This window comes from Allobacillus sp. SKP2-8, from assembly GCF_007559355.1.
In the GTDB taxonomy this organism is placed as follows: Bacteria; Bacillota; Bacilli; order Bacillales; family Alkalibacillaceae; genus Allobacillus; species Allobacillus halotolerans.
Window position 1 is genome coordinate 1 of record NZ_VMHF01000009.1, and the last position, 23496, is coordinate 23496.

The following is a 23496-nucleotide window of genomic DNA, read 5'->3' on the forward strand; positions in this document are numbered from 1 at the left end:
AAAAATTATGCCCTACCCTCGATTAGAAGCCTCCTATTCAACGGTAGCGAAAGAAAATTGTGCGCTACCCTCGATTACAAGGGTAGCACTCAAAAAACCGCTCCAACTCGGAGCGGTTTTCTATACCTGTTAATTTTTAAATTGCTCTGCTTCGGTTGATCCTGCAAGAGCTGTTGTCGATGAAGTGCCTCCAGAAATGACTTGGGATACTTCGTCGAAATAGCCTGTTCCAACTTCTCGTTGGTGTCGGGTCGCGGAGTAACCGAACTCTTCACTGAAAAATTCAGCTTGCTGTAACTCAGAGTAAGCCTTCATTCCTTCGTCTTTATACTTACGAGCTAATTCAAACATGCTGTGGTTCAATGCATGGAATCCAGCTAATGTGACGAATTGGAATTTGTAGCCCATTTTTCCGAGTTCTTTTTGGAAATTCGCAATCTCTTCATCCGATAATTTTTTCTTCCAGTTGAATGAAGGTGAACAGTTATAAGCCAACAATTTATTTGGATATTTTTCATGAATCGCATCTGCAAAACGCTGTGCTTCCTCCAGATTTGGTTCAGACGTTTCACACCAAATTAAATCAGCATACGGAGCATAAGCCAATCCACGGGCAATCGCTTGGTCCAAACCGGATTTCGTGCGGTAGAAGCCTTCCACTGTACGTTCACCCGTCAAGAACGGAGCATCGTATGGATCGACATCGCTCGTAATTAAGTCTGCCGCATTTGCATCTGTTCGGGCAATGATGACGGTTGGCGTATCCAACACGTCTGCTGCCAAACGAGCAGAAACTAAATTTTTCACGGCTTGCTGCGTCGGCAATAACACTTTACCGCCTAAATGACCACATTTTTTCTCAGATGAAAGTTGATCTTCAAAGTGAACGGCAGATGCTCCTGCTTCGATCATTGATTTCGTTAGTTCAAACACATTCAATTGGCCACCAAAACCCGCTTCCGCATCCGCTACAATCGGTGCGAACCAATCAATAGAGTCGTCACCTTCCGAATAATGAATTTGATCTGCCCGTTGCAATGCCTGGTTAATCCGCTTCACAACATTCGGCACGCTATTGACCGGATATAAGCTTTGATCCGGATACATTTGACCGGCCATATTGGCATCAGCTGCCACTTGCCAGCCACTTAGATAAATAGCTTTCAATCCCGCTTTTACTTGCTGAACCGCTTGGTTACCCGTTAACGCACCAAGTGCATTTACATAGTTTTCTTCATTGATTAATTTCCAAAGCTTCTCGGATCCTCTTTTGGCTAACGTCTGTTCAATTTGTAAACTACCTTTTAAACGATCGACATCTTCAGCCGAATAGGGGCGTTCAACACCGACCCAACGCATATTTTCTTCCCAGTCTTTTTTCATCTGTTCTACTCTATTATTCATCTTTTATTCCCCTTCCTTTAATACGTGATAAGCTGGTAATGTTAAAAATGATTCAAACGAATCTTGTTCGATCAGATCTAAAAATAGTTTTGTCGCCTGTGGATGCTCAGCCTCTAAATTGTCATCCAACAAATCTTTCACTAAATCAACCGTCACTTTCTCTCCCGTTTCAAGCTTTCCTTCAGGATGCTTGATCCATTGCCAAACTTGCGCCCTTGAAATTTCAGCAGTTGCTGCATCTTCCATCAAGTTGTTTAACGGAACTGCTCCACGTCCTATGAGCCAAGCTGAAATATATTGAATGCCGATTTCGATATTCGCACGAAGACCCCCTTCGGTAATCGGCCCTTCTGGTACTTCAAGTAATTGTTCCGCTGTCACTTGCAAATCGTCTAACTGACGGTCGATTTGATTTTTTGTCGGCATGTGTTCATCAAAAACTTCTTTTGCAAGCTGAACCATCGCCGGATGCGCGACCCATGTGCCATCATGGCCATCTTTTACTTCACGTAATTTATCGTTGCGCACTTTTTCATAAGCTTCTTTGTTTTTCGCTTCATCATTTTTCACAGGAATTTGTGCTGCCATTCCTCCAATTGCCGGAGCATTCCGCTTATGGCAAGTTTGGATTGTCAACAGTGAATACGCTCTCATAAACGGTACTTCCATCGTCACCAATTTACGGTCCGGAAAGAGTACATGCTCGTGATTCTGAAATTTTTTGATATAGCTAAAAATGTAATCCCAGCGTCCGCAATTCAATCCTGCTGAATGCTCTTTCAACTCAAATAAAATTTCATCCATTTCAAAAGCTGCAGAAATCGTTTCAATAAGAACGGTTGCTTTAATTGTCCCTTGAGGAACACCAAGCTCATCTTGCGCGAATACGAAAACGTCATTCCAAAGCCTTGCTTCTTGGTGATTTTCCAATTTAGGCAAATAAAAATATGGGCCTGAACCTTGCTCGATCAGTTGCTTCGCATTGTGATAAAAATACAAACCGAAATCAACAAGGCTCCCTGACATTGGCTCATTTTCTACCGTTAAGTGTGTCTCTTCTAAGTGCCATCCGCGTGGGCGGACGATTAGTACAGCAGGATTATCGTTTAATTGATAAAACTTTCCATTATCGGCCGTGAAATCAACTTCCCGGCGAATAGCATCCTTTAGATTTTTTTGTCCGTTGATCATGTTGCTCCATGTCGGACTGGAAGAATCCTCGAAATCCGCCATAAACGTCTTTGCACCTGAGTTCAATGCATTGATAATCATTTTACGGTCGACTGGTCCAGTAATTTCTACCCGGCGATCCTGAAGGTCTTCAGGTATATCAGCAATCGTCCAATCACTCTCACGAATTTGTTTTGTCTCTTCTAAAAAGTGTAGCGTAGCTCCTTGATTTAAAGCCTCTTGCGCTTTTTCACGTTGTTTCAAAAGATGTTTTCGTTTATCATTAAAGTTTTTGTGTAGCTTGTGAAGAAAATCAACGGCACCTTCCGTCAAAATTTCTTTCTCCACCTGTTTAACCTGGTCGTACTGTTGAGATAAGTCAGTCGTAGACATCCTTTACACCCCTATTGTTATACTACATTTTTATTGTTTATTATTTGTACTAGTACAGATTGAGCAAAAAAATTACTCTGCTCTTTTTGATAAGCAATATTCACATACAAGATGCTGGCAGTTATGCTCAATCACTTTTCCGCATTCACAGCAAGAAGTCTGTTTCACTATGAACCCTCCTTTTATAGTACAACTATTATTATTTACTGCTGTTATAAAACAGTATATGTATTATCTTTTTAAAAATCAACCCTTAATCACAAAATTTTTGCAATTATTTTTAAAAACTTTATAGATCAACGACTGATAACCAATAAAAAAACCGGTCACTGATGTTTTTGAAACATCAGCAACCGATTCTTTCATGAAATCATTTTATTTAGCTTTCCTTTGCTTTCTTCCTTGCATAAACAATACTTGAGGCTAAGCCTCCCCAAATAATAACCATTCCTAAAATCATCATCACAACGGCTCCGGCAGACATTAGTTCGCCACCTCCTCATCATCGTCATCAGCAGCTTGGTTTACTTGTTGAGCTGGCCATTTTTTCGTTGCGAATAAGGCACCAGCCATCATGACACCAATCGCAACTACCCAACCGAAGTTAAACAGGAAGTCTAACGGATAACCTTCATATGCTGCTGAGATTTCTGATTTGATGTTTTGAAGCATCATATATCCTAAAACAACTGGTGTGATGACACCCAGCGATACTCTCCACCATGCAGCCAATGGAATGTCAGATACCGAGTTTGCATGGGATTGTAGATCTCTCAATCCTTTCGCAAACCAAGCGACTGCGACAACTTCAAACAGACCCGCCAATGCTACACCATAGTTATTAATAAAGTGGTCGACGGTATCGAGCAATACAAGCCCACCTTGCGTGGCATAAGCAATGGAAATTATTGCGGCAAGACCTCCACCAAATAATACTGATTTCGTACGAGAAATATTAAATTTCTCAGAAACAGCAGCGATATACGTTTCTGAAATTGAAATCAACGATGATAGACCTGCCAAGACGAGTGACGCGAAGAACAAGAAACCGAATACACCTGGTAAGAATGGCATTTGGTTAATGATCTCCGGGAAGACGGCAAACGCCAACATAATTCCGCCTTGTACAAATCCTTCATCAGTGATGTTTTGACCTGTTGCCATCGCCATAAATCCAAGTGCTGCGAAAACTCCGATTCCTGCAAGCAGTTCAAATGAAGAGTTCGCAAACCCTGTAATAAACGCATTATTAGTAATGTCTGACTTTCTTCCCAAGTAAGAAGAATACGTAATCATGATCGCAAAACCAATGGATAAACTAAAGAAAATCTGTCCATATGCCGCGACCCAGACTTGACCGCTCATGATTTGATCCCAATTCGGCTGGAAGAACGCATTCAAACCATCTAATGCTCCGTCTAATGTAACCGCTCGAATAACGATCAATAAGAACAAGACAGCCAATGTCGGAATAAAGATTTTGTTTGCAACCTCAATCCCTCTTCTGACACCACGGACCAAGACACCTAGAACGACTACCCAGATAAAGATTAATGGGATGAAGACGGATGGAACAATACTTCCGAATTTCCCTGGATCCGTCATTTCTAGGAAGTTACCAGTTAAGAATCCACTCGTATCGTCTCCCCATTGTTGTCCGAATGAAAAGTAAGCAAACATGACTGCCCACGCGATAATGACCGCGTAAAAGGTTGAAATGACAAAAGAAATTAGCACTTGCCACCAACCAATCCATTCGAAACCTTTGCTGATTCCACTTAAGGATCGCGGTGCAGATCCACGATACTTATGCCCGATTGTATATTCCATGATGAGAAGCGGTATACCTGCAGTTAATAAAGCAAATAAGTACGGAATAAAAAATGCTCCCCCACCATTTTCATAAGCGACTGCGGGGAAACGCCAGATGTTACCTAAACCAATGGCCGACCCCATCGCCGCAAGCAGGAATCCTAGCCTAGTTCCCCACTGTGAACGTTCGTTCATGTTTCTCTCCCCTTTCGATATTTATACTAAAATTCTATGTAGTTTGCGAGCATATAATGTTTAAAAGTTCAGAATACTCACAACTACTTATTTGCTTATTATAATAGGGTAATCAGTTATTGTCAAAGTATTTTGATAAAAAGAAATATTTAAATTAATAGGTAAAAAATTCCTAGTTTTACCACATAAATAAAACCGCTCTAATTACGATTTTATCCGTAATTAAAGCGGCTTTGAGCTAAATTTATGCTGTATCTTTTTTCATGAATAATTGTTTTGCCAAATAGGCTAATAGAACTAAAGTAGCAATCGTAACGATTAGCGACAAGAGCAGGGAATCCGTCCATGCAAATAATAGGTATCCAACGCTTGAAGCCACTGCAGCTAAAACGGCATATGGGATCTGTGTTAATACGTGATCGATATGGTTGGCCCCTGCACCGGTTGATGACAGGACAGATGTATCTGAAATCGGTGAGCAGTGGTCGCCAAATACTGAACCAGCAAGTACTGATGCCAATGCTGGTATGAATAAACTTGGATCAAGTGTCACGGCCATTGAACCTGCAATCGGTAGCATGATCCCAAATGTTCCCCATGAAGTTCCTGTTGAAAAAGCCATAAAGCCACTGACGATAAAGAGTAAGAATGGAAGGTAAGCAATGTCGATATTTGATTTTTCCACTAAACTTGCCAAGTATTCATCTGTCCCAATAGCTCCGATGATCGCAACAATCATCCAAGCTAACACTAAGATATAAATGGCAGGCAGCATGGCTTTAATGCCTTCAATGCTTACACGCCCAAAACTTGTTTTTTCACCGCCTTGTGTGAAATAAAAGATAATCGAGATGAGCAACGCGATGAACCCACCAACAACTAAAGATAAATTAACGTCTGTAGCCGCAAATATGGAAATCAAACTCATTTCACCACTTGCTTGAATACCTGTATAAATCATCATAGATAGTGTCACGACAATCAACACGACGATCGGGATCATTAAATGGCCGACTTTTCCTAGGTTATTTTCATAAATCTCTGATTGTAAATCACCAGGTATATCATCATTATCTGGGTCGACCAATTGGCCTGTTTCTTTGGCACGATCTTCATGTTTTTTCATCGGCCCGATATCTAAATTTAACCAAGCAACTAAAAATACGAGTAAAATTGCAGAAATCGCATAAAAGTTATACGGTACCATTTGAATAAAGGAATTAAACGCCTGGTAATTCGTCAACTCATTCGTAGAAATAATCGTTGCGATAATCCCGATGATATAAGCCCCCCAACTCGAAATCGGAGACAAAACCGTCACGGGCGCTGATGTTGAATCAATTAAGTAAGCGAGCTTTGCACGAGAAACACGATGTCGATCGGTAACTGGACGAGATACTTGGCCAATCGTCAAGCTGTTGAAATAGTCATCGATAAAAATGCCTATCCCCAACAAACCCGCCATGTACTGTGAACCTTCGCGTGTCCGAATTTTGTGAATAGCCCAATCCCCAAAAGCCTTTGCTCCACCAGATGCTGTTAAGAATGCAATCAACATGCCTAAAAATAATAAAAAGATAATTAGCTGGATACTCCACAGATCCCAGGCACCTTCGGCATAAAATAATTCCTGGAACGTAAACCAAATTCGTTTAATGGTTTCAAAAATATCAAAACTCTCAATCATTAATGCCCCAACAACTATCCCTGCGCCTAACGAAAGCAACACTTTGCGCGTAAGCAACACAAGGATAATCATTAAAATCGGCGGTATTAATGAATAAATCGTACCTTCCATTGACCCCACTCCTTTTTGTGTAATGTAATTCATTCTTTTCTAAGTTTTTCTTGGACTTACTACTAGCCTATTTTCTTCTGGTGGAAAATATTTTAGGCATTTTATTTTTCACAAATAAAAAAAGTAATGATAGAGAAATCTACCATTACTTTTGGTCCATTTCCCCGATCTGTAGCTCCCCGTTATTTCGGTACGAGAGAATGCACTTTCTTCAAGTACATTCCAGCATGAATGCCGTGACTGCAATCATACTTCGGCAATTAACCCTTTCGTTTATGGTCATCGGTGTCACCCTCGCATAACTTACTTTTGTTAACTGCGCCTCTACCCCATCAGTGGTGGTTGTTTTCTATTTAATTTTTTGATTTCTTACTCGTACCGATAATATAGCATACTTCTATTGTCCTGTAAATTCCTCGGGAGGTACGGCTAGATCAATGTCGGATGAAGAATCACTGCCTGAACTATAAAAGTTCGGTACTTTTCCTGGAATGACACCAACATATACGGGTATGTCTGTCTCAACAACTGTTGTCGATGTAGAAAAAGGAATAACGATTTGCACGTTTGCTTGAATGTTAATCGACAACTCAATCATCGCATTGTTAATACCGTATTCCGTTATTTTCCGGCGAAAGTCTGATTGCACATCACCAACTACACTGAAATGGACAGGAACTTGGGGACCGAGATTCGCTAACAACGTATTCCCTGTTGCTTGCCCGATCGGAATTCGAACAATCGCCCGATGCTCTTCCACTGTATCTTCTTGAATGACTACATCATCATCAATATCAAAATCCAAGGAGTCCTCTGGAGTAATCTCACCCCGTTCGATTCGCTTCAGGAAGTTTTGTACACGGAACGTCGTATTTCGAAGAACCCGGTTTACAACAACCGCATTCCACCCGACGGACACAATTTCACCATCGTTGTCTGTTTCAATTTGAACCAAATCTTCTACTTGAAGGTCGTCAACAATTCGCTTACTGACCGCTTCATTGATGGCTTCTCGTGCAAACTGGCTTGTTTTTTTTTCAGCGATATCAATTAAAGTCGGTTCAATTCCTTTATCAATCACCCAGACAGACAGAATAAGCGAACAAATAAACACAACAAAAGTCATCGATAGGATCTGGCCTAAACTTTTGGGCTTTCTTTTCTTCCAAATTAGCTTATTCGGTCGTCTGCGCACACGAAAACCCCCTTACACTGAAGTTTATGCATCAGAGTAAGCGGACATGACTTATGGATTTAGGTGCGCTGACTGTCGATGAAGAGGGGTTGACTGTCGATAAACGTGCGCTCACTGTTGATAAAGCCGTTCCAACTGTCGATAAACGCACACTGACTGCTGATAAAATCTCTCCAACTGTCGATAAACGCGAGCTCACTGTTGATAAACGCGAACTGACTGTTGATAAAAGCTCTCCAACTGTTGATAAAGGCGCACTGACTGCTGATAAAAGCTCTCCAACTGTTGATCAACCTAAAAAAACCCACTCCAAACGAAAAGACTCGCCACCGGGCGAGTCTTCATCCATTAAATGAACTTACATTACATTGAGTAATCATGACATCTAAAGTTGTTGCTAGATTAATTTCATAGACTTGGCTTTTATGTAGCTTTCCTTCTTCATTTTCTAAAATGCGCACTTTTGGCCGGTCTGGTAGGTGTTTATTCTGTTCACAAATAATTCCTTTTGCTCCGTTACTCAATTCGACTTCTGCGCCATTTGGATAAATAGAGATATTGCGCCGGAATAAATCGACGTACTCTGGCAGAAACAATTCGCCGCTTCCGGAATACAAAATCTCCAAACCTTCGTGTGGCAACAAACCGGGTCGATAAACTCTGTTTGTCGTGACAGCGTCGAACACATCGGTCACCGCGAGAATTTGTGCGTACGGATGAATATTGGGACCGACAAGTCCATATGGATAACCACTTCCATTTAATCGTTCATGGTGCTGAACGACGCAGTATTTTACTTCATTCGGAAGATTCGCATGCTTAAGCAGATCATAGCCATAGATTGTATGCTCTTTGATAATCGAAAATTCTAAATCCGTCAATTTTCCAGGTTTATTTAAGATGGATTTAGGTACTTGTGTTTTTCCTAGATCATGTAATAGCGCGCCAATGCCGATTTGCTCGATTTTATGCTTCGGATAGTTGAGCTCATTTGCAAGTGCCAACGAATATACCGTTACATTTAATGAATGCATGTACACATAGTCGTCATACAAAAATAGATCCGACATAATCGATAAAATTTCCTCGTTGTCTTGGATGATTTCATTGATTTCTCCAACTTTTTTTTGAACTTCTTTCAATGACTTTTCCAATATGTATTGATTTCTCTTTAGATTTGTCGGCTGTTCATTAAACGCACGAAAAGACTCCCGAATATAATGGATTGTTTCAAATCTAATTTGATCATCCAACAGGTCTTGAGGATAAATGTCTTCTGTCAGTTCGTCTTGAACATAGACGTATTTAAACTGAAAATCCGCCAACCGTTGGATGATCCGGTTTGTAAATTTAACTCCTTTTTGCAAAAGAACTCTTCCGTATGAGTCAGTAATTGGTCTAGCTAGTATATCTCCTTCATTAAGGTCTTGGATTTTTGCTGTTTTCATAAATTATCCCCATCACTATTATTCGACTAATTTCATCATAAATTATTATGCAACTGCTGACAACCTTATTTCGTCAAAGCCAATAGTGCCTGCTTCCCCATAATGCCCTCATACCAGCCAAATTTTTCGATAGAATAATTCGTTACTTTCTGTAGGGGTGCATACAACAATTCGTCGCGATTTCTTACGCCGACCGCACGGCCAGCTACAATGTTTCTGTCACCTAGCTTATCGTTTAGCAGGTCGACGTCCAAGGCACCGCACATAATGTAGCCAAAATCATTATAAATGACTAATAGATTAGTTTTCGGTAACTCGACATGAACAAACGTAAATCCGTGACCCTCAATCCAAATCGGTTCTGTATGAATCATAAAACCAGCCTCCTCTTTTTTACCCTATGAAAAGGAAAAAAAGAAGTGCCAGTCCCAATTTGTTTGAGCCAGCACTTTTAAATCTTTTTTATGAATCAGCTACAGCTTCGTCACGCTTTTCTCCAAAACATCACGTATGAATTCAGGCATAAAGTAATGTTTCTCTTTAACGGAAGCAATTGTCGGTACTAGTGATGGAAATGAAAAGGTGTCTGCTGTTGCAACTTGGTATGCTCGATTCGGTTCAACTTCTTCTTCATCCAACCAAATTTTCTCGACAAAGTCTGTCTTTGGGTGGACTTGAGCGGTTAAATTAGAGTAGATCATTTTACCGATTCGTTTGCCACGGAAGCCTAGACCCTTCAATTCAAACTCGATAAATTCTTTTCCTTCAAACATCCTTACTGTTTCCAACAATTCCTTTCCGGTCATTTCCATTACGCACGGATTCATCGGATGCGGACAACTACTATGAATATCCTTCCTCGTTACTTCACCAGCAGAGAATCCATGCAATAAAACACCGGCATTTAACATGGCACAATCAGCATTTGTCCATGTTTGTAATTCATCAACAAAGTTATTCATCAGCTCTGTTTCCTCATACCAATTCGCAGGGTAATTTTCATCTAAGACAGCCACTGTTTTCCCCAATACTTCCTCAGCTTCCTGATGAATATTTTCGATCAATGCCTTTGTTTCTTGATCTTGCTCATCCCCAATTTCTACAGCTGTGCCTTCACTTTGTATGACTTGTTTCTTCTGATGGTCGTAAACCAAATGAACTTTACCGAAATAAAAACCATGTTTACCGACTGCGTTCAGTAATGTTCCATCATGAACTTGTCCTTGGTTAAATAGGTGATGCGTATGGCCTCCGATAATCACATCAATCGGAAATTTTTCCGCGATCAACTCATCTTGATAAACACCTAAATGCGAAAGTAGCACGATGATGTCACAACGCTCTTCTAACTCCGGCATATATTGCTCTAACATTTCGATTGGCTCATAAGTCGTCCAGCCAAGTTGTTCGTAAAACAATTGAAAAGGAGCCGTTAAACCGATCACCCCTATTTTAGTTCCCTGGTCACTTTCAAAGACTTCATAAGGCTTTAACCAATCAGGTTTATCTTGATTAATCGGTGCGATATTCGCACAAGTTACTGAAAAGTCGGCGTCATCATATAAGTGATATAACTGCTCTTCAGGTAACGTAATGCCTTCATTATTGCCGAGAGTCACCACATGATAATCCGCTTCATTCAGCAATCGGATATTCGCTTCACCCAGGGTTGCTTCCGTATAAAAATGCGATCGATCCAGGTGATCACCATTATCTAAAATGAGATGAAATTCATCTGCATGCTTGCTCATTTCATGCTTCATTGAATGGATAATCTTTGGCCAATTTTCAAAATGGCTATGTAAGTCACTTGTAAAGTACAAATGAATATTTTCTCTCATAAAGCTACTCCTTCTATACAGCTATATAATTAATCGTATGCCTACAATGGTCATAATAATCCGTAAAATCCATTCGATTGATTCGCTTCTTAAGTGCTGATTGACACGCGCGCCCAATACGCCACCGAGATACGAGCCTGGAATGGCTGCTAATGCATACGTCCATACAATATGACCAGAAAGAATATGAGCTGAAGATGATAGTAAACTCGAAAAGAAAATCATAAACATGGAAGTTGGTGCTGCGATATGCGCCGGCATGCCAAATAATAAAATCATTGCCGGAACCATCAATGATCCACCGCCGATGCCAAATAAGCCAGACAGCATTCCTACAGTAAAGCCGACAAGTATGCCTAATATTACGGAGAAAGAGTATTTCACTTCATAACCCGCGATTAAAAACTTCCGATGAATATGTGTCTTTTTCTCATGATTTTCATCATACTGACGTTGAGGTAAATACTTTTTAATGAAAAAAAGCCCAACAATGACTAACATTAAAAAGCCTAATAACAATTCAAACAAACCGGATTGAATATATTGATTTAAGTAAACACCGAGCAAGGCACCAGGTAAATTCCCTGCCAAAAACAGTGAACCACTGACGATATCCACTCGTTTTCGTTTCATAAAGGTCAATGCTGAAGATAATCCTGTAAAAACCATGACGACAAGAGAGATCCCTACGATGTTTTGGGGAGTCGCCCAAGAAAATTCGCTGCTCACTTGTGCTAAGAAAAGCATGGTGGGAACGAAAATCACACCACCACCTAATCCGGCTATACTTCCGATGAATGCAGTGGTGACCCCTATCATGAACATAATCAAAAAAACCATCGAACGAGATTCCCTTCTTAAACGCTAAACGCTTTGTTGGCATTCATTCTGTCGTTTATTTTGCATCTACTTTAATTATATCGTTAATCAGGAGCGTTTCATAGTGAAGTAACTAGAGGAGATCAATACGGTTCATATACATTTTTTCCAAGCCTTCAATCTCTAGCCAGCATCAGTCAAGTAGTTAAAGACCGTACCCACGTATCTGATGATCATCATGAACTCTTACACATCAATCATTTTTAAGTCAGCATATTAACTTCAGAAAATGAACAACAATTATATAGAGTCCCCTCTCATTTTCTGTACGAGATGAGAGGGGACTGGCATCCATATTTATATTTTTTATTGTTGACCTTCTTCTGCACCTAAAATCGCAACAGGGTTAAACACTTCATATTTCACTTGCTCTTTAGGTACATTCCAACGATTCAATTGACCAACCATCGCTTCTAAGAATGGCATTGGCCCACAGAGGTAAAAGTCAGCATCATTCGTTGGTAAGATTGACTCTAACCAATCTAGATCAATATGACCTTCTTTATTATATCGCTTCTCTCTTTGGTCTTCGTCAGTTGGAGAGTCATAACAAACATAATAATCAACTTGCTTATTATTTTGTGCAAGGTTTGTCAATTGTTCTTTAAATGGTTGTATATTTCCATTGCGGCTTGAATGGATGAAAATAATTTTTCGATTTTTATCTTTTTCGGTATACGTATTTAACATGCTCATCATCGGTGTAATTCCGACTCCACCACTAATTAATACAAGCGGCTTGTCTAATGGCTCGACAACAAAGTCACCTGCTGGTGCGGAAAAAGATAATACATCACCCTCTTCAACGGATTCGTGTAAATAGTTTGAAACGATTCCTGAAGGGTTTTGCTCACTACTTTCTTCTTTTTTTACACTAATTCTATAGTAATCTTTTCGCGGAGCGTCTGATAAACTATAATGACGAATATGCGTATACTTTTCTCCTGGAATGTCTGCTTTAATTGTTAGATACTGCCCCGGCTTGAAAGTAGCAATCGGCTTGCCGTCTTTTGGTTTTAAGTAAAATGATGTAATCAAGTCACTTTCTTTCTTGTCGACGACAAAATCCCGAAATCCTTTCCAGCCACCCGGCATGTTCTCCAACTCTTCATATCGTTCATTCTCAATCCGGATAAATTCATCGGCGATATATTTATACGCTTTCCCCCAAGCGTCCAATATATCATCGGATGCCGTTTCGCCAAGTACATCTTTGACAGCTTCCAACAATGTTTCTCCTACAACCGGATACTGCTCAGCTTCTACACCTATTGCCACATGCTTTTCTGTTACCCGTCTAATGACTGGCTCAACCGCCTCGAGATGATCTATATTTTCACCTGCCGCATAAACCGAATAAGCAAGCGCTTCTTGCTGAATGCCTCGTTTTTGGTTCGTTTGGTTAAAAAGGTTATAGAGATCGGCCACTTTCTTAAACAGTAACTGGTAAAATCGTTTACCGATTTCATTACTATGTTCTTTCAATACGGGAGCTGTTTCTTTAACTGTCTTGATTGTTTTTTCATCTAACATGCTAAACCTCTCCTTCTCTAAGTTGAAATTGAACATGTTGCAGAGTTTTATGCAATTCATGTATCAAGTGATAAAAGGCCACTTATAAATGTAGATTTCCCTTTGCTTTGTTCAATAAACGAGGGAAAAATGTCTAATTCAGCGTGAACGTTCGAAAAGATGACCGTATGCTTGATTAGACAAATCCAATAAGAATTAGTACGCAGTTTTTTCAACAAAAATTATCGAATAAATTTTTAACATGTGTGATGAATAGGTACCCTGTTTATAAACGATTGTTAGAATAACTCTTTTGCCAATAAACGGTACACTTGCAATCGTTTCTCTTGTGAATGTTGAATACTACAAATCATCGCTTCATCAAATCCATATTGTTCTTGCTCAACTTGTAATTTCTCAGCAACTTCCTTTGCGGAACCGACAATGTGCAGTTTTCTGCTCTCTTCTATTTTCATTAGGTCCATTTCAGACAACGGATAATCTTTGGCATCTTCAGGTGTTAGCAATTGCCCCATTTTCCCTTGCATCAACCACAATCGAGCGATATCTTGTGGCTTTGCTTCATACTCAGCTTCCTCTTTTGTTTCTGCTGCTGTCACTAAATAGGCAACATTGATTTCAGGTTTTTCCATAAAAGGAGATGGAATGAAATTTTCTCGGTACATATTTAAAATTTCGTTGGATAACTGTCCATTAAAAAATTGTGCAAACGAGTAACCTACCCCTCTTCTTGCTGTTTCAAGGGCACTGTTTCCGCTTGAACCGAGCATCCATGCTTCAGGTAATGTAACGCCTCGTGGACTTGCAATCATTGCATACAATTTATCCTCAGTCAGTTCGTCATTGATGAGTTGCAAGGTGTGATCGAATTTTTCATACATATTATCCACTCTTGGTTGACGACCTTCAGCTAATGCATACATCGATTGAGGGTCTCCACCAGGTGCACGTCCAACACCAAAATCAATTCGTCCTGGCGAGAATGCGCTTAATGTTTTAAATACTTCGGCCATTTTTAATGGTGAATAGTGCATCATCATGACGCCGCCTGTCCCAATTCGAATTTGATTCGTTTTTGCAGCTAATCGTGCAGCAGTCACTTCTGGAGCAGAGCTCGCAAATGCTCTCGTTCCGTGGTGCTCTGCCATCCACATCCGCGTATATCCTAACTCATCAGCTACAATAGCTAACTCTTCCGCTTTTTCAAGTGCACCGACAGCGGTATTTCCGCTAGTGATTGGTGCTTGATCTAAAACGCTTAACTTCATATATAACATCCTTTCACGAACACTTCAGTCTTAGATTGTAAGTATGTTCATCATTACAAACCTTATTCTATCACTCGTTGACCGGCATATAGAATAATCTGCTTAGAGATTATGACCTAAGCAATTGACTTGGGGGGAAGAACGCTTACATGATAAGATGTTTCCACAGATCAGTGAGGTGATTAAACGATGAAACAAACAGTTATATTAAATGATGATTTAAAAATAGAAGCAACCAATCTTTATACGGATGAAGTGGTCGATCCTCAATCGGGAAAAAAGCGAAAAACAGTACACGTTGATTTCAAAGTAACGAGCGAAGACTATCATCGTGTCGCTACTTTTTTATACAAAAACGACTTCGACGTAAACGTTCCTGCATTAAACGTAAGATTCCCTGCTACCATTCAGAAATACACGACATCCGTTACAAATTTATATAAAGAAAACCAAGTTGGTGACTATTCGTTAACGTTGATCGAGAAAAGCGATTAAACTTTCACTTCGCGGATGCCTTTCTAGTGCTATAAATGTTACATTTCCTCGACTTCGGGATTATTGCGCGCGGCTTCAGGGTTAATTCGTGAAACTTCAGGGTTGATGCGCGTGGCTTCAGGGTTAATTCGTGAAACTTCAGGGTTGATGCGCGCAGCTTCAGGGTTATTGCGCGGTCCTTCAGGGTTAATTCACGAAGCTTCAGGGTTAATTCGTGAAGCTTCAGGGTTGATGCGCGGCCCTTCAGGGTTAATTCGTGAAACTTCAGGGTTTTTGCGCGCGGCTTCAGGGTTAATTGAAAAGCCTTCAATATTAACGTTTTCTCACGCACAAAAAAGCACTGACATCAGTCAGTGCCTACTCACTCGTAATATTTAAATCTAGTTCAATGTGATCCCAGCCTCTTCACGTTCCAGTAATTTAAACAATCCCCCATCACACAATTTGGTGATGGGGGATTTATCATAGCCTTAACCGATAGATCCTTCCATTTCGAAGGAGATCAAGCGGTTCATTTCAACTGCATATTCCATTGGTAGTTCTTTTGTGAATGGCTCGATGAAGCCCATGACGATCATTTCTGTCGCTTCTTCTTCACTCAAACCACGGCTCATCAAGTAGAAGAGCTGCTCTTCTGATACTTTAGAAACTTTCGCTTCGTGTTCCAAGGAAATGTTTTCGTTCAACACTTCGTTGTAAGGAATCGTATCAGATGTGGATTCGTTATCCATGATCAACGTGTCACACTCAATGTTCGAACGTGCGTTGTCAGCTTTCTTACCGAAGTGAACCAATCCAAGATACGTTACTTTACCACCTTGTTTAGAAATGGATTTCGAAACAATTGTAGAAGACGTATTTGGAGCCAAGTGATGCATTTTGGCACCAGCGTGTTGGTGTTGTCCTTTACCAGCTAATGCGATGGAAAGTGTCAAACCACGAGCACCTTCGCCTTTCAACAGAATGGATGGGTATTTCATTGTCAACTTAGAACCTAAGTTACCATCAATCCACTCCATTGTACCGTTCGCTTCTGCTGTTGCTCTTTTCGTAACCAAGTTATAAACGTTGTTCGCCCAGTTTTGGACCGTTGTATAACGGCAATACGCATCTTTTTTCACAAAGATTTCAACAACCGCACTGTGAAGTGAACTGGAAGTGTAAACAGGTGCTGTACAACCTTCAACATAGTGTACAGATGCGCCTTCATCTACAATGATCAACGTACGCTCAAACTGTCCCATATTTTCAGAGTTAATACGGAAGTAAGCTTGAAGTGGTGTTTCCACTTTTGTGTTCTTCGGTACATAGATGAATGAGCCACCAGACCAAACTGCAGAGTTTAGTGCTGAGAATTTGTTATCGGCAGATGGAATCAACTTACCGAAATACTCACGGAACAAGTCTTCGTTTTCACGTAGAGCAGAGTCCGTATCTTTAAAGATAACACCCATTTCCTCTAACTCTTTTTCCATGTTGTGATAAACAACTTCCGATTCGTACTGCGCTGAAACACCTGCAAGATATTTCTGCTCAGCTTCTGGAATTCCCAGACGATCGAATGTTTGTTTAATCTCTTCAGGTACTTCATCCCAAGAACGCTCAGAACGCTCAGATGGCTTCACATAATAAGTGATTTCATCAAAGTCCAATTCGCCTAGGTCTCCACCCCACTGTGGCATTGGCTTACTATGAAATATTTCATATGCTTTCAAACGATACTCAAGCATCCACTCTGGTTCTTCTTTACGGCGAGAAATTTCACGAACTACCTCTTCAGTCAGACCACGTTCAGTACGGAAAATCGATACGTCGCGGTCACTAAAACCATACTTGTAATCGCCTACTTCAGGTGCTTTCTTAGCCATACTTCACCCTCCTTGTAATGATTAAACAGTGAACCAGGCGTAACTGCCTGATTACTGTTCGTCACCGACGCCTTTCTCCATGGCTTTCCATGCGAGCGTCGCACATTTAATTCTGGCTGGGAATTTTGCTACTCCTTGCAAGGATTGCACATCACCCATGTCATCCAGATTAAATTCCTTTTCATCTATATCTTTGCCCAACATCATTTCAGAGAAAATCTCTGACATTTTGAGGGCGTCCTCTACTGGTTTACCTGTTACAGTCTGCGTCATCATAGAAGCAGATGCCATACTGATGGAACATCCTTCACCTTCAAACTTAGCGTCTTGGACGATTCCATCTTCTACTTTCATCTGTAAATCGATCCGATCTCCGCATGTTGGATTGTTCATCTCAACGGTAATCGAACCTTCATCTTCTATTGTACCGCGATTTCGCGGATTTTTGTAGTGGTCCATGATGACTTGTCGATAGAGTGTATCTAGATTGTTAAAAGACATCTCCGAAATACTCCTTCGCTTTTTTTAGTCCTTCGACAAGATGATCTACATCTTTCTTATCATTATACAGGTAAAAGCTCGCTCTTGCAGTTGCAACGACTTCAAGTTCACGCATTAATGGCTGTGCACAATGGTGACCTGCTCGAACTGCAATGCCGAGTGAGTCAAGCGCTGTCGCCAAGTCATGAGGATGGACGCCTTCTAAGTTGAACGTAACAAGACCTGCGCGTTCCTGTGCATCCGGTCCGTAGATTGTCATTCCATCAATCTCATTCATTTTCTCCATTGCATATTGAACAACATCATGTTCATGTTTTTCAATTTCATCTAAACCAACTTCATTCAGGAAGTCGATGGCCGTGGCCAGTCCGACTGCTCCTGCAATAATTGGTGTGCCACCTTCGAATTTCCAAGGCAGCTCTTTCCATGTTGATTCATACAAATGAACGAAATCAATCATTTCACCGCCGAATTCAACCGGCTCCATGTTCTCTAACAACGATTGCTTACCGTAGAGTACACCAATTCCTGTAGGACCGATCATTTTATGACCTGAGAAGGCATAAAAATCAACATCCAATTCTTGCACATCAACTTTCATATGCGGAACACTTTGTGCACCGTCAACAGCGATGACTGCCCCATGCTCATGTGCAATTTCGGCAATTTCCTTAATAGGATTGATTGTACCTAAAACGTTAGAAACATGTGTCACAGCAACAATCTTCGTTCGATCGGTTACCGTTTCACGTACATCATCCAGTGAAATCGTTCCATCTTCATAAAGTGGAAGATACTTCAACTTAGCGCCTGTTTCCTTCGCTACTTGCTGCCACGGAATGATGTTACTATGATGCTCCATTTTCGTCAGAACAATTTCGTCCCCTTCGGACAAGTTCTGTCGGCCGTAACTAGACGCAACCATGTTGATTGCGGTCGTTGTGCCTCGAACGAAAACAACTTCTTTGATGGATGATGCATTGATGAACTCTCTCACCTTGTCGCGTGCACCTTCATAACTTTCAGTAGCACGTGAACCCAGTGTATGAACACCACGGTGAACGTTCGAGTTATTGCGACGGTAATAATCATCTATCGCATCGATAACTACTTGAGGCTTCTGGGAAGTCGCAGCGCTATCGAGATAGACTAATGGATGACCATTAACTTCCTGATCCAGTATTGGAAACTGCTTGCGAACTTCTGCCATATTCATTAGTATACTTTCCCTTCAATAACTTCTTTCAATTGTTTTTGAACAGTTTTGATTGGAATTTCACGAACAACTGGATCTAAGAATCCGTGAATAATCAGACGCTCTGCATTTTCTTTAGAGATCCCGCGACTCATCATGTAGTATAACTGCATTGGATCAACACGGCCGACAGAAGCTGCGTGTCCTGCGGTTACGTCATCTTCATCAATCAATAAGATTGGGTTGGCATCACCGCGTGCACCTTCATCCAACATCAAAATGCGAGATTCTTGTTCCGCATTCGCTCGTGTTGCTCCATGCTCAATTTGACCAATTCCATCGAAGTAAGCTGTAGATCGATCCTTCATGACACCGTGCTGAAGGATATAACCATCAGAATCTTTACCCCAGTTTACAATCTTCGCTGTGAAGTTCTGTCTTTGTTTTCCACGACCAACAGAAACGGACTTTGCGTTACAGAAAGAATTGTCACCTTTTAGATGGGTAGTATTGTCAGAAATCGTATTTCCGTCATTCATTTGACCAAGTGCCCATTCGATATTCGCATCACGGTCTGCAACGCCACGACGGTTAACGTAAGCCGTTGTCCCTTCTGCCAAGTGATCGACAGCACCATAAGAAACTTTTGCGTTTTGGTGAGCGAATACTTCACTGACCAAGTTTGCAACAGATTCTTTATTCGCATTTGCTGAGTAATAATTTTCAAGATACGTGACTTCACTATTTTCTTCAGCGACTAATAAAACATGATTGATCATGCCCGCTTCGTCATCTTCTTGCCAAAAAACAACCTGGATTGGTTCGTCGACAACAACGTTTTTTGGAACGTACACGAATATACCGCTGTTCATTAGCGCCGCATGACGTGCAGTCATTTTGTTTTCATCGATCGCAACGCCATCTTTCATGAAGTACTTTTGAACAAGGTCACTATGTTCGTTCATTGCAGTGAATATGTCTTCAAAAATAACGCCTTTATCTTTCAATTCTTGTGAAAGGTTTGCATACGCTACATCGTTATTCCGGACAATAATCAAGTTTTGTGCGCTTCCTTCTTCACCTAAAAGAACACGAACTTGTTCAGGAAGTGTATCGAAGTCCTGAATTGGTTCACCAGCTACATCATGTTTGAAATTCGTGAAGTTCCAATCAATGATCCGTGTCTTATTTGCTTTCGCCATTGGGAGATCTTCCGATTGACGTAAAGCTTCTAAACGAATATCACGAAACCACTCAGGTTCGTTCCGTTTCTGAGAATACTCAGTAATATATTGTTCATCGTATGGTAGTTTTGTATCTACTGCCATTATTCACCCTCCAATCTTTATGATCACTTACTGGCCTACAGTTTCGTCTTCGATTCCAAGCTCTTCTTTAATCCACTCATAACCTTCTGATTCTAGGCGTTGAGCTAGTTCTGGTCCGCCAGACTTCACAACACGACCTTGCATCATAACGTGTACATGGTCTGGTGTGATGTAGTTCAGTAGACGCTGATAGTGAGTGATAATTAAGCAACCGAAGTTTTCACTACGCATTTTATTGATTCCTTCAGAAACAACTTTCAATGCGTCAATGTCTAGACCGGAGTCAATTTCGTCTAAAATCGCGATTGCTGGTTGCAACATCATTAACTGAAGGATTTCATTCCGCTTTTTCTCACCGCCGGAAAATCCATCGTTTAAATAACGCTGAGCCATATCTTTATCTATATCTAAGAAGTCCAAGTTCTCATCCATTGTTTTGATAAACTGCATTAATGGAATTTCGTTGCCTTCTTCACGCTTCGCATTAATTGAAGAACGTAGAAAATCAGAGTTTGTGACACCGCTGATTTCACTTGGATATTGCATAGCCAAAAATAGACCGGCTTTAGCACGCTCGTCTACTTCCATTTCAAGAACATCTTCTCCATCTAAATGAACGGATCCCTTCGTCACTTCAAACTTCGGGTGACCCATGATAGCACTCGCCAATGTAGACTTACCTGTACCATTCGGTCCCATCACTGCGTGGAATTCTCCACCCTTTATCGTTAGGTTAACCCCTTTCAGGATTTCGTTCCCTTCAATTTCGACATGCAGATCTTTAATCTCTAAAGTTGATCCAGCCATATCAATACCTCCATTTTCTATGATATATATTGGTCATTCCCAATCTATTCTCATTCTTAGTTTATAACATTTATAATTTATAATCAACCATCCGCCGAAGAATGACCTTTATTCGGCACAACCTCTATTATAGTAAAGATACAAGGAATATTAAACTGAAACGACGTAAGTTATTGATTTTTCGTAAAATGTTGATTTCTTGGCATTGGAATTGTGGAGTTTTAGATTGATATAGAAGGAGTTTTTCATGGTGAGAATGAAAGGCCGAATGATGAGAATCAGAATCTCGCTTATATAGGACTCTCCGACTCAGTTTTTTAAACGCGGGGTTAGTAGCCTTCTATAAACAAGATTCTAATACTGATCGGCTTCCGGGCTTGATTGGCGTTCTCGTCTCGATACTTAAATGAGTGCTTGTGCAGCGCGAAATGCCGTCGAGAACGTGCTTTGATGGAAGCTTCAATAATTGTTCGAATTCTTGGCTTGATAGGCACGCTCAACAACGGAAGTTTCTATAATTGATCGGCTTCCGGGCTTGATAAGCGCTCTCTACTACGGAAGGCTCTAAAATTGGTCGGCTTCCGGGCTTGATAGATGCTCTCAGCTACGGAAGGCTCTAAAATTGGTCGGCTTCCGGGCTTGATAGATGCTCTCAGCTACGGAAGTTTCTAATATTGATCCGCTTCCGGGCTTGATAGATGCTCTCAGCTACGGAAGGCTCTAAAATTGATCCGCTTCCGGGCTTGATAGATGCTCTCAGCTACGGAAGGCTCTAAAATTGATCCGCTTCCGGGCTTGATAAGCACTCTCTACTACGGAAGATTCAATTATTGTTCGCCTTCCGTGCTTGATAGACGCTCTCTACTACGGAAGATTCAATTATTGTTCGCCTTCCGTGCTTGATAAGCGCTCTCTACTACGGAAGGCTCTAAAATTGGTCGGCTTCCGGGCTTGATAGGCACGCTCAACAACGGATGATTCTAATATTGATCGGCTTCCGTGTTTGATAACCACTCTCTACTACGGGATATTTTTCACAAAAACTCCCAGAAGGTCTTATGTAACCTAAAGATCCACCACCTAATTTAAACAACTCCAACCAATAATTTGGCTGGAGTTGATGGGCTTTTTTTATTCATTAACGATGTAATTGTCGTCCAACTTCTGAAACTAAGTTATTACACTTCTTATAATCATTCTCTCGCTTTTGTTCAACTTGTAGTCTTCGATTGAGGTTCATACTGTATTCTTTGTACCCCATTCCGTGAGATTGCTGCATGGATTTCTCCATATCCTCTGTGTAATTCAAGTCAATCTCATTGTCATTAATAATGAAAAATCATTCCTTTCGTCTTTGATGTTATATAGAATACCACGAATGTTAAGGATTCAAAAACCCTTATAGATTAGGTTTATCCGAATGAAGAGGGGTATAAACATCTTATTTGATGTTATACCCCTCATTCTTATAATTGGTATGGATAACTGAACATTTCTCTCGAATGCTAAAGATTCAGATTTTATTTAACCGGTACGACAGCGCCCTCATACTTTTCTTCAATGAAATTCGTGATTTCTTCAGAACGAAGAACTTCGACCAAAGTTTGGAGCGCTTCGTTATTTTCATCTTCTGCGCGCGCTGCGATGATGTTCACATAAGGTGAGTCGGACTCTTCAATAATTAACGAATCTTCTCTCGGTTCAAGGCCCGCTTGGATTGCGTAGTTTGTGTTGATTGCGACTAATGCATCTTCTTCTCTTTCATAAAATTCCGGAAGCATTGCTGGTTCAATACTTGCATCAAACTCAAGATTCAATGGGTTTTCAACCACATCTTCAACAGTTGCAGCGTCTTTGTTTACATTTTCATCTATTTTGATCAAATCATTCTGTTCAAGCAAAGTAAGAACTCTTCCGTGGTCGGCAACAGAACGACTTAGAAGTACGACTGTTCCTTCCTCTACATTATCGATACTTTCGATGTTCTTAGAATAAATGCCTAAAGGTTCGATATGAATGCCGCCAATATTCACAAAATCATACCCAATATCTTCTTGCTGTGATTCAAAGTAAGGAATGTGTTGAAAGTAGTTTGCATCGAGTGTGCCGTTATCTAAGTCTTCGTTTGGCAATACATACTCTTGGTACGTTTCAATCGTTAGGTCAATTCCTTTTTCTTCAAGAAGCGGTTTTGCTTCCTCTAACACTTCAGCGTGAGGAACGCTTGTTGCACCAACGACAATTTCAGTAGTATCTTCTCCGTTAGAATCACCATTACTTTCTTCATCAGATGATCCACACGCTGCCAATGTCACAATCAATGTAATTCCTAATAAAACCAATAATAATTTTTTCATGTTTTTTAA

General features: G+C 40.6%; 22 protein-coding genes and 1 riboswitch. Of the genes, 3 read left to right on the top strand and 19 right to left on the bottom strand.

Translation table 11 applies throughout. The annotated features are described in order from the left end of the window. Positions 1-129: 129 nt before the first annotated feature. From aceA to yunB, 6 genes are all read right to left on the bottom strand, one after another. Positions 130-1404: an isocitrate lyase gene (gene aceA / locus FPQ10_RS08315; RefSeq protein ID WP_144162907.1), complete on the bottom strand. Its 1275-nt coding sequence runs from the start codon at positions 1402-1404 to the stop codon at positions 130-132. Between the two features lie 3 nt (positions 1405-1407). Continuing rightward, positions 1408-2967 carry a malate synthase A gene (aceB, locus tag FPQ10_RS08320; RefSeq protein WP_144162909.1) on the bottom strand — a complete coding sequence of 520 codons (1560 nt, stop codon included), beginning with the start codon at positions 2965-2967 and terminating at the stop codon, positions 1408-1410. 379 nt (positions 2968-3346) lie between these two features. After that, entirely contained in the window at positions 3347-3451 is a 105-nt protein-coding gene (locus FPQ10_RS08325) for a methionine/alanine import family NSS transporter small subunit (protein ID WP_144162911.1), read from the bottom strand. Then, entirely contained in the window at positions 3451-4974 is a 1524-nt protein-coding gene (locus FPQ10_RS08330) for a sodium-dependent transporter (RefSeq protein WP_144162913.1), read from the bottom strand. The genes FPQ10_RS08325 and FPQ10_RS08330 overlap by 1 nt, the downstream gene beginning before the upstream one ends. 244 nt (positions 4975-5218) lie before the next feature. After that, positions 5219-6772: a Na+/H+ antiporter NhaC family protein gene (locus tag FPQ10_RS08335; RefSeq protein WP_144162915.1), complete on the bottom strand. Its 1554-nt coding sequence runs from the start codon at positions 6770-6772 to the stop codon at positions 5219-5221. A gap of 164 nt (positions 6773-6936) precedes the next feature. After that, positions 6937-7107: riboswitch (Lysine riboswitch) on the bottom strand. A gap of 62 nt (positions 7108-7169) precedes the next feature. Further along, a complete protein-coding gene (yunB, locus tag FPQ10_RS08340; protein WP_255439825.1) occupies positions 7170-7967 on the bottom strand; it encodes a sporulation protein YunB in 798 nt (265 codons plus the stop codon). A 53-nt stretch (positions 7968-8020) separates the two neighbouring features. Between yunB and FPQ10_RS13085 the strand changes: the two genes are divergently transcribed. Further along, positions 8021-8323 (top strand): hypothetical protein, encoded by a 303-nt coding sequence (locus FPQ10_RS13085; RefSeq protein ID WP_186278616.1) that lies wholly within the window; start codon positions 8021-8023, stop codon positions 8321-8323. Here FPQ10_RS13085 and FPQ10_RS08345 read toward each other — a convergent pair. The 6 genes from FPQ10_RS08345 to FPQ10_RS08370 form a co-directional block, all read right to left on the bottom strand. After that, the gene (locus FPQ10_RS08345; protein ID WP_144162917.1) at positions 8309-9415 is read right to left on the bottom strand and encodes an HD-GYP domain-containing protein; all 1107 of its coding nucleotides are present in this window, start codon (positions 9413-9415) and stop codon (positions 8309-8311) included. The two genes, FPQ10_RS13085 and FPQ10_RS08345, sit on opposite strands and share 15 nt — an antisense overlap. A 65-nt stretch (positions 9416-9480) precedes the next feature. Further along, positions 9481-9789: a YunC family protein gene (locus FPQ10_RS08350; protein ID WP_144162919.1), complete on the bottom strand. Its 309-nt coding sequence runs from the start codon at positions 9787-9789 to the stop codon at positions 9481-9483. A gap of 99 nt (positions 9790-9888) precedes the next feature. Then, positions 9889-11256, bottom strand: a complete 1368-nt coding sequence (locus FPQ10_RS08355; RefSeq protein ID WP_144162921.1) for a bifunctional metallophosphatase/5'-nucleotidase — start codon at positions 11254-11256, stop codon at positions 9889-9891. 21 nt (positions 11257-11277) lie between these two features. Continuing rightward, positions 11278-12096, bottom strand: coding sequence for a sulfite exporter TauE/SafE family protein (locus FPQ10_RS08360; protein ID WP_144162923.1), 819 nt, complete (start codon positions 12094-12096; stop codon positions 11278-11280). A gap of 345 nt (positions 12097-12441) precedes the next feature. Then, positions 12442-13668, bottom strand: coding sequence for an NO-inducible flavohemoprotein (hmpA, locus tag FPQ10_RS08365; RefSeq protein ID WP_144162925.1), 1227 nt, complete (start codon positions 13666-13668; stop codon positions 12442-12444). A 278-nt stretch (positions 13669-13946) separates the two neighbouring features. After that, positions 13947-14936, bottom strand: coding sequence for an LLM class flavin-dependent oxidoreductase (locus tag FPQ10_RS08370; protein ID WP_144162927.1), 990 nt, complete (start codon positions 14934-14936; stop codon positions 13947-13949). Positions 14937-15125: 189 nt separating this feature from the next. Here FPQ10_RS08370 and FPQ10_RS08375 point away from each other — a divergent pair, with 189 nt between their 5' ends. After that, positions 15126-15431, top strand: a complete 306-nt coding sequence (locus tag FPQ10_RS08375) for a DUF3219 family protein (RefSeq protein ID WP_144162929.1) — start codon at positions 15126-15128, stop codon at positions 15429-15431. A gap of 111 nt (positions 15432-15542) precedes the next feature. Next, a complete protein-coding gene (locus tag FPQ10_RS08380; protein WP_144162931.1) occupies positions 15543-15809 on the top strand; it encodes a hypothetical protein in 267 nt (88 codons plus the stop codon). 92 nt (positions 15810-15901) lie between these two features. Here the strand turns inward: FPQ10_RS08380 and sufB are convergent, their stop codons facing one another. From sufB to FPQ10_RS08410, 7 genes are all read right to left on the bottom strand, one after another. Beyond that, positions 15902-17299 carry a Fe-S cluster assembly protein SufB gene (gene sufB, locus FPQ10_RS08385; protein WP_144162933.1) on the bottom strand — a complete coding sequence of 466 codons (1398 nt, stop codon included), beginning with the start codon at positions 17297-17299 and terminating at the stop codon, positions 15902-15904. 51 nt (positions 17300-17350) lie between these two features. Further along, the gene (gene sufU, locus FPQ10_RS08390) at positions 17351-17800 is read right to left on the bottom strand and encodes a Fe-S cluster assembly sulfur transfer protein SufU (protein WP_144162935.1); all 450 of its coding nucleotides are present in this window, start codon (positions 17798-17800) and stop codon (positions 17351-17353) included. Next, the gene (locus FPQ10_RS08395) at positions 17790-19016 is read right to left on the bottom strand and encodes a cysteine desulfurase (RefSeq protein WP_144162937.1); all 1227 of its coding nucleotides are present in this window, start codon (positions 19014-19016) and stop codon (positions 17790-17792) included. The genes sufU and FPQ10_RS08395 overlap by 11 nt, the downstream gene beginning before the upstream one ends. Continuing rightward, on the bottom strand, positions 19016-20323 hold the full coding sequence (gene sufD / locus FPQ10_RS08400) for a Fe-S cluster assembly protein SufD (protein ID WP_144162939.1): 1308 nt from the start codon (positions 20321-20323) through the stop codon (positions 19016-19018). Before sufD ends, FPQ10_RS08395 begins: the two co-directional genes overlap by 1 nt. Positions 20324-20350: 27 nt before the next feature. Beyond that, positions 20351-21130, bottom strand: coding sequence for a Fe-S cluster assembly ATPase SufC (gene sufC / locus FPQ10_RS08405; RefSeq protein WP_144162941.1), 780 nt, complete (start codon positions 21128-21130; stop codon positions 20351-20353). A gap of 1138 nt (positions 21131-22268) precedes the next feature. Next, positions 22269-22439, bottom strand: a complete 171-nt coding sequence (locus tag FPQ10_RS13090; RefSeq protein ID WP_186278617.1) for a YuzK family famiily protein — start codon at positions 22437-22439, stop codon at positions 22269-22271. Positions 22440-22650: 211 nt separating this feature from the next. Next, positions 22651-23487, bottom strand: a complete 837-nt coding sequence (locus tag FPQ10_RS08410) for a MetQ/NlpA family ABC transporter substrate-binding protein (protein ID WP_144162943.1) — start codon at positions 23485-23487, stop codon at positions 22651-22653. Between the last annotated feature and the right edge of the window lie 9 nt (positions 23488-23496).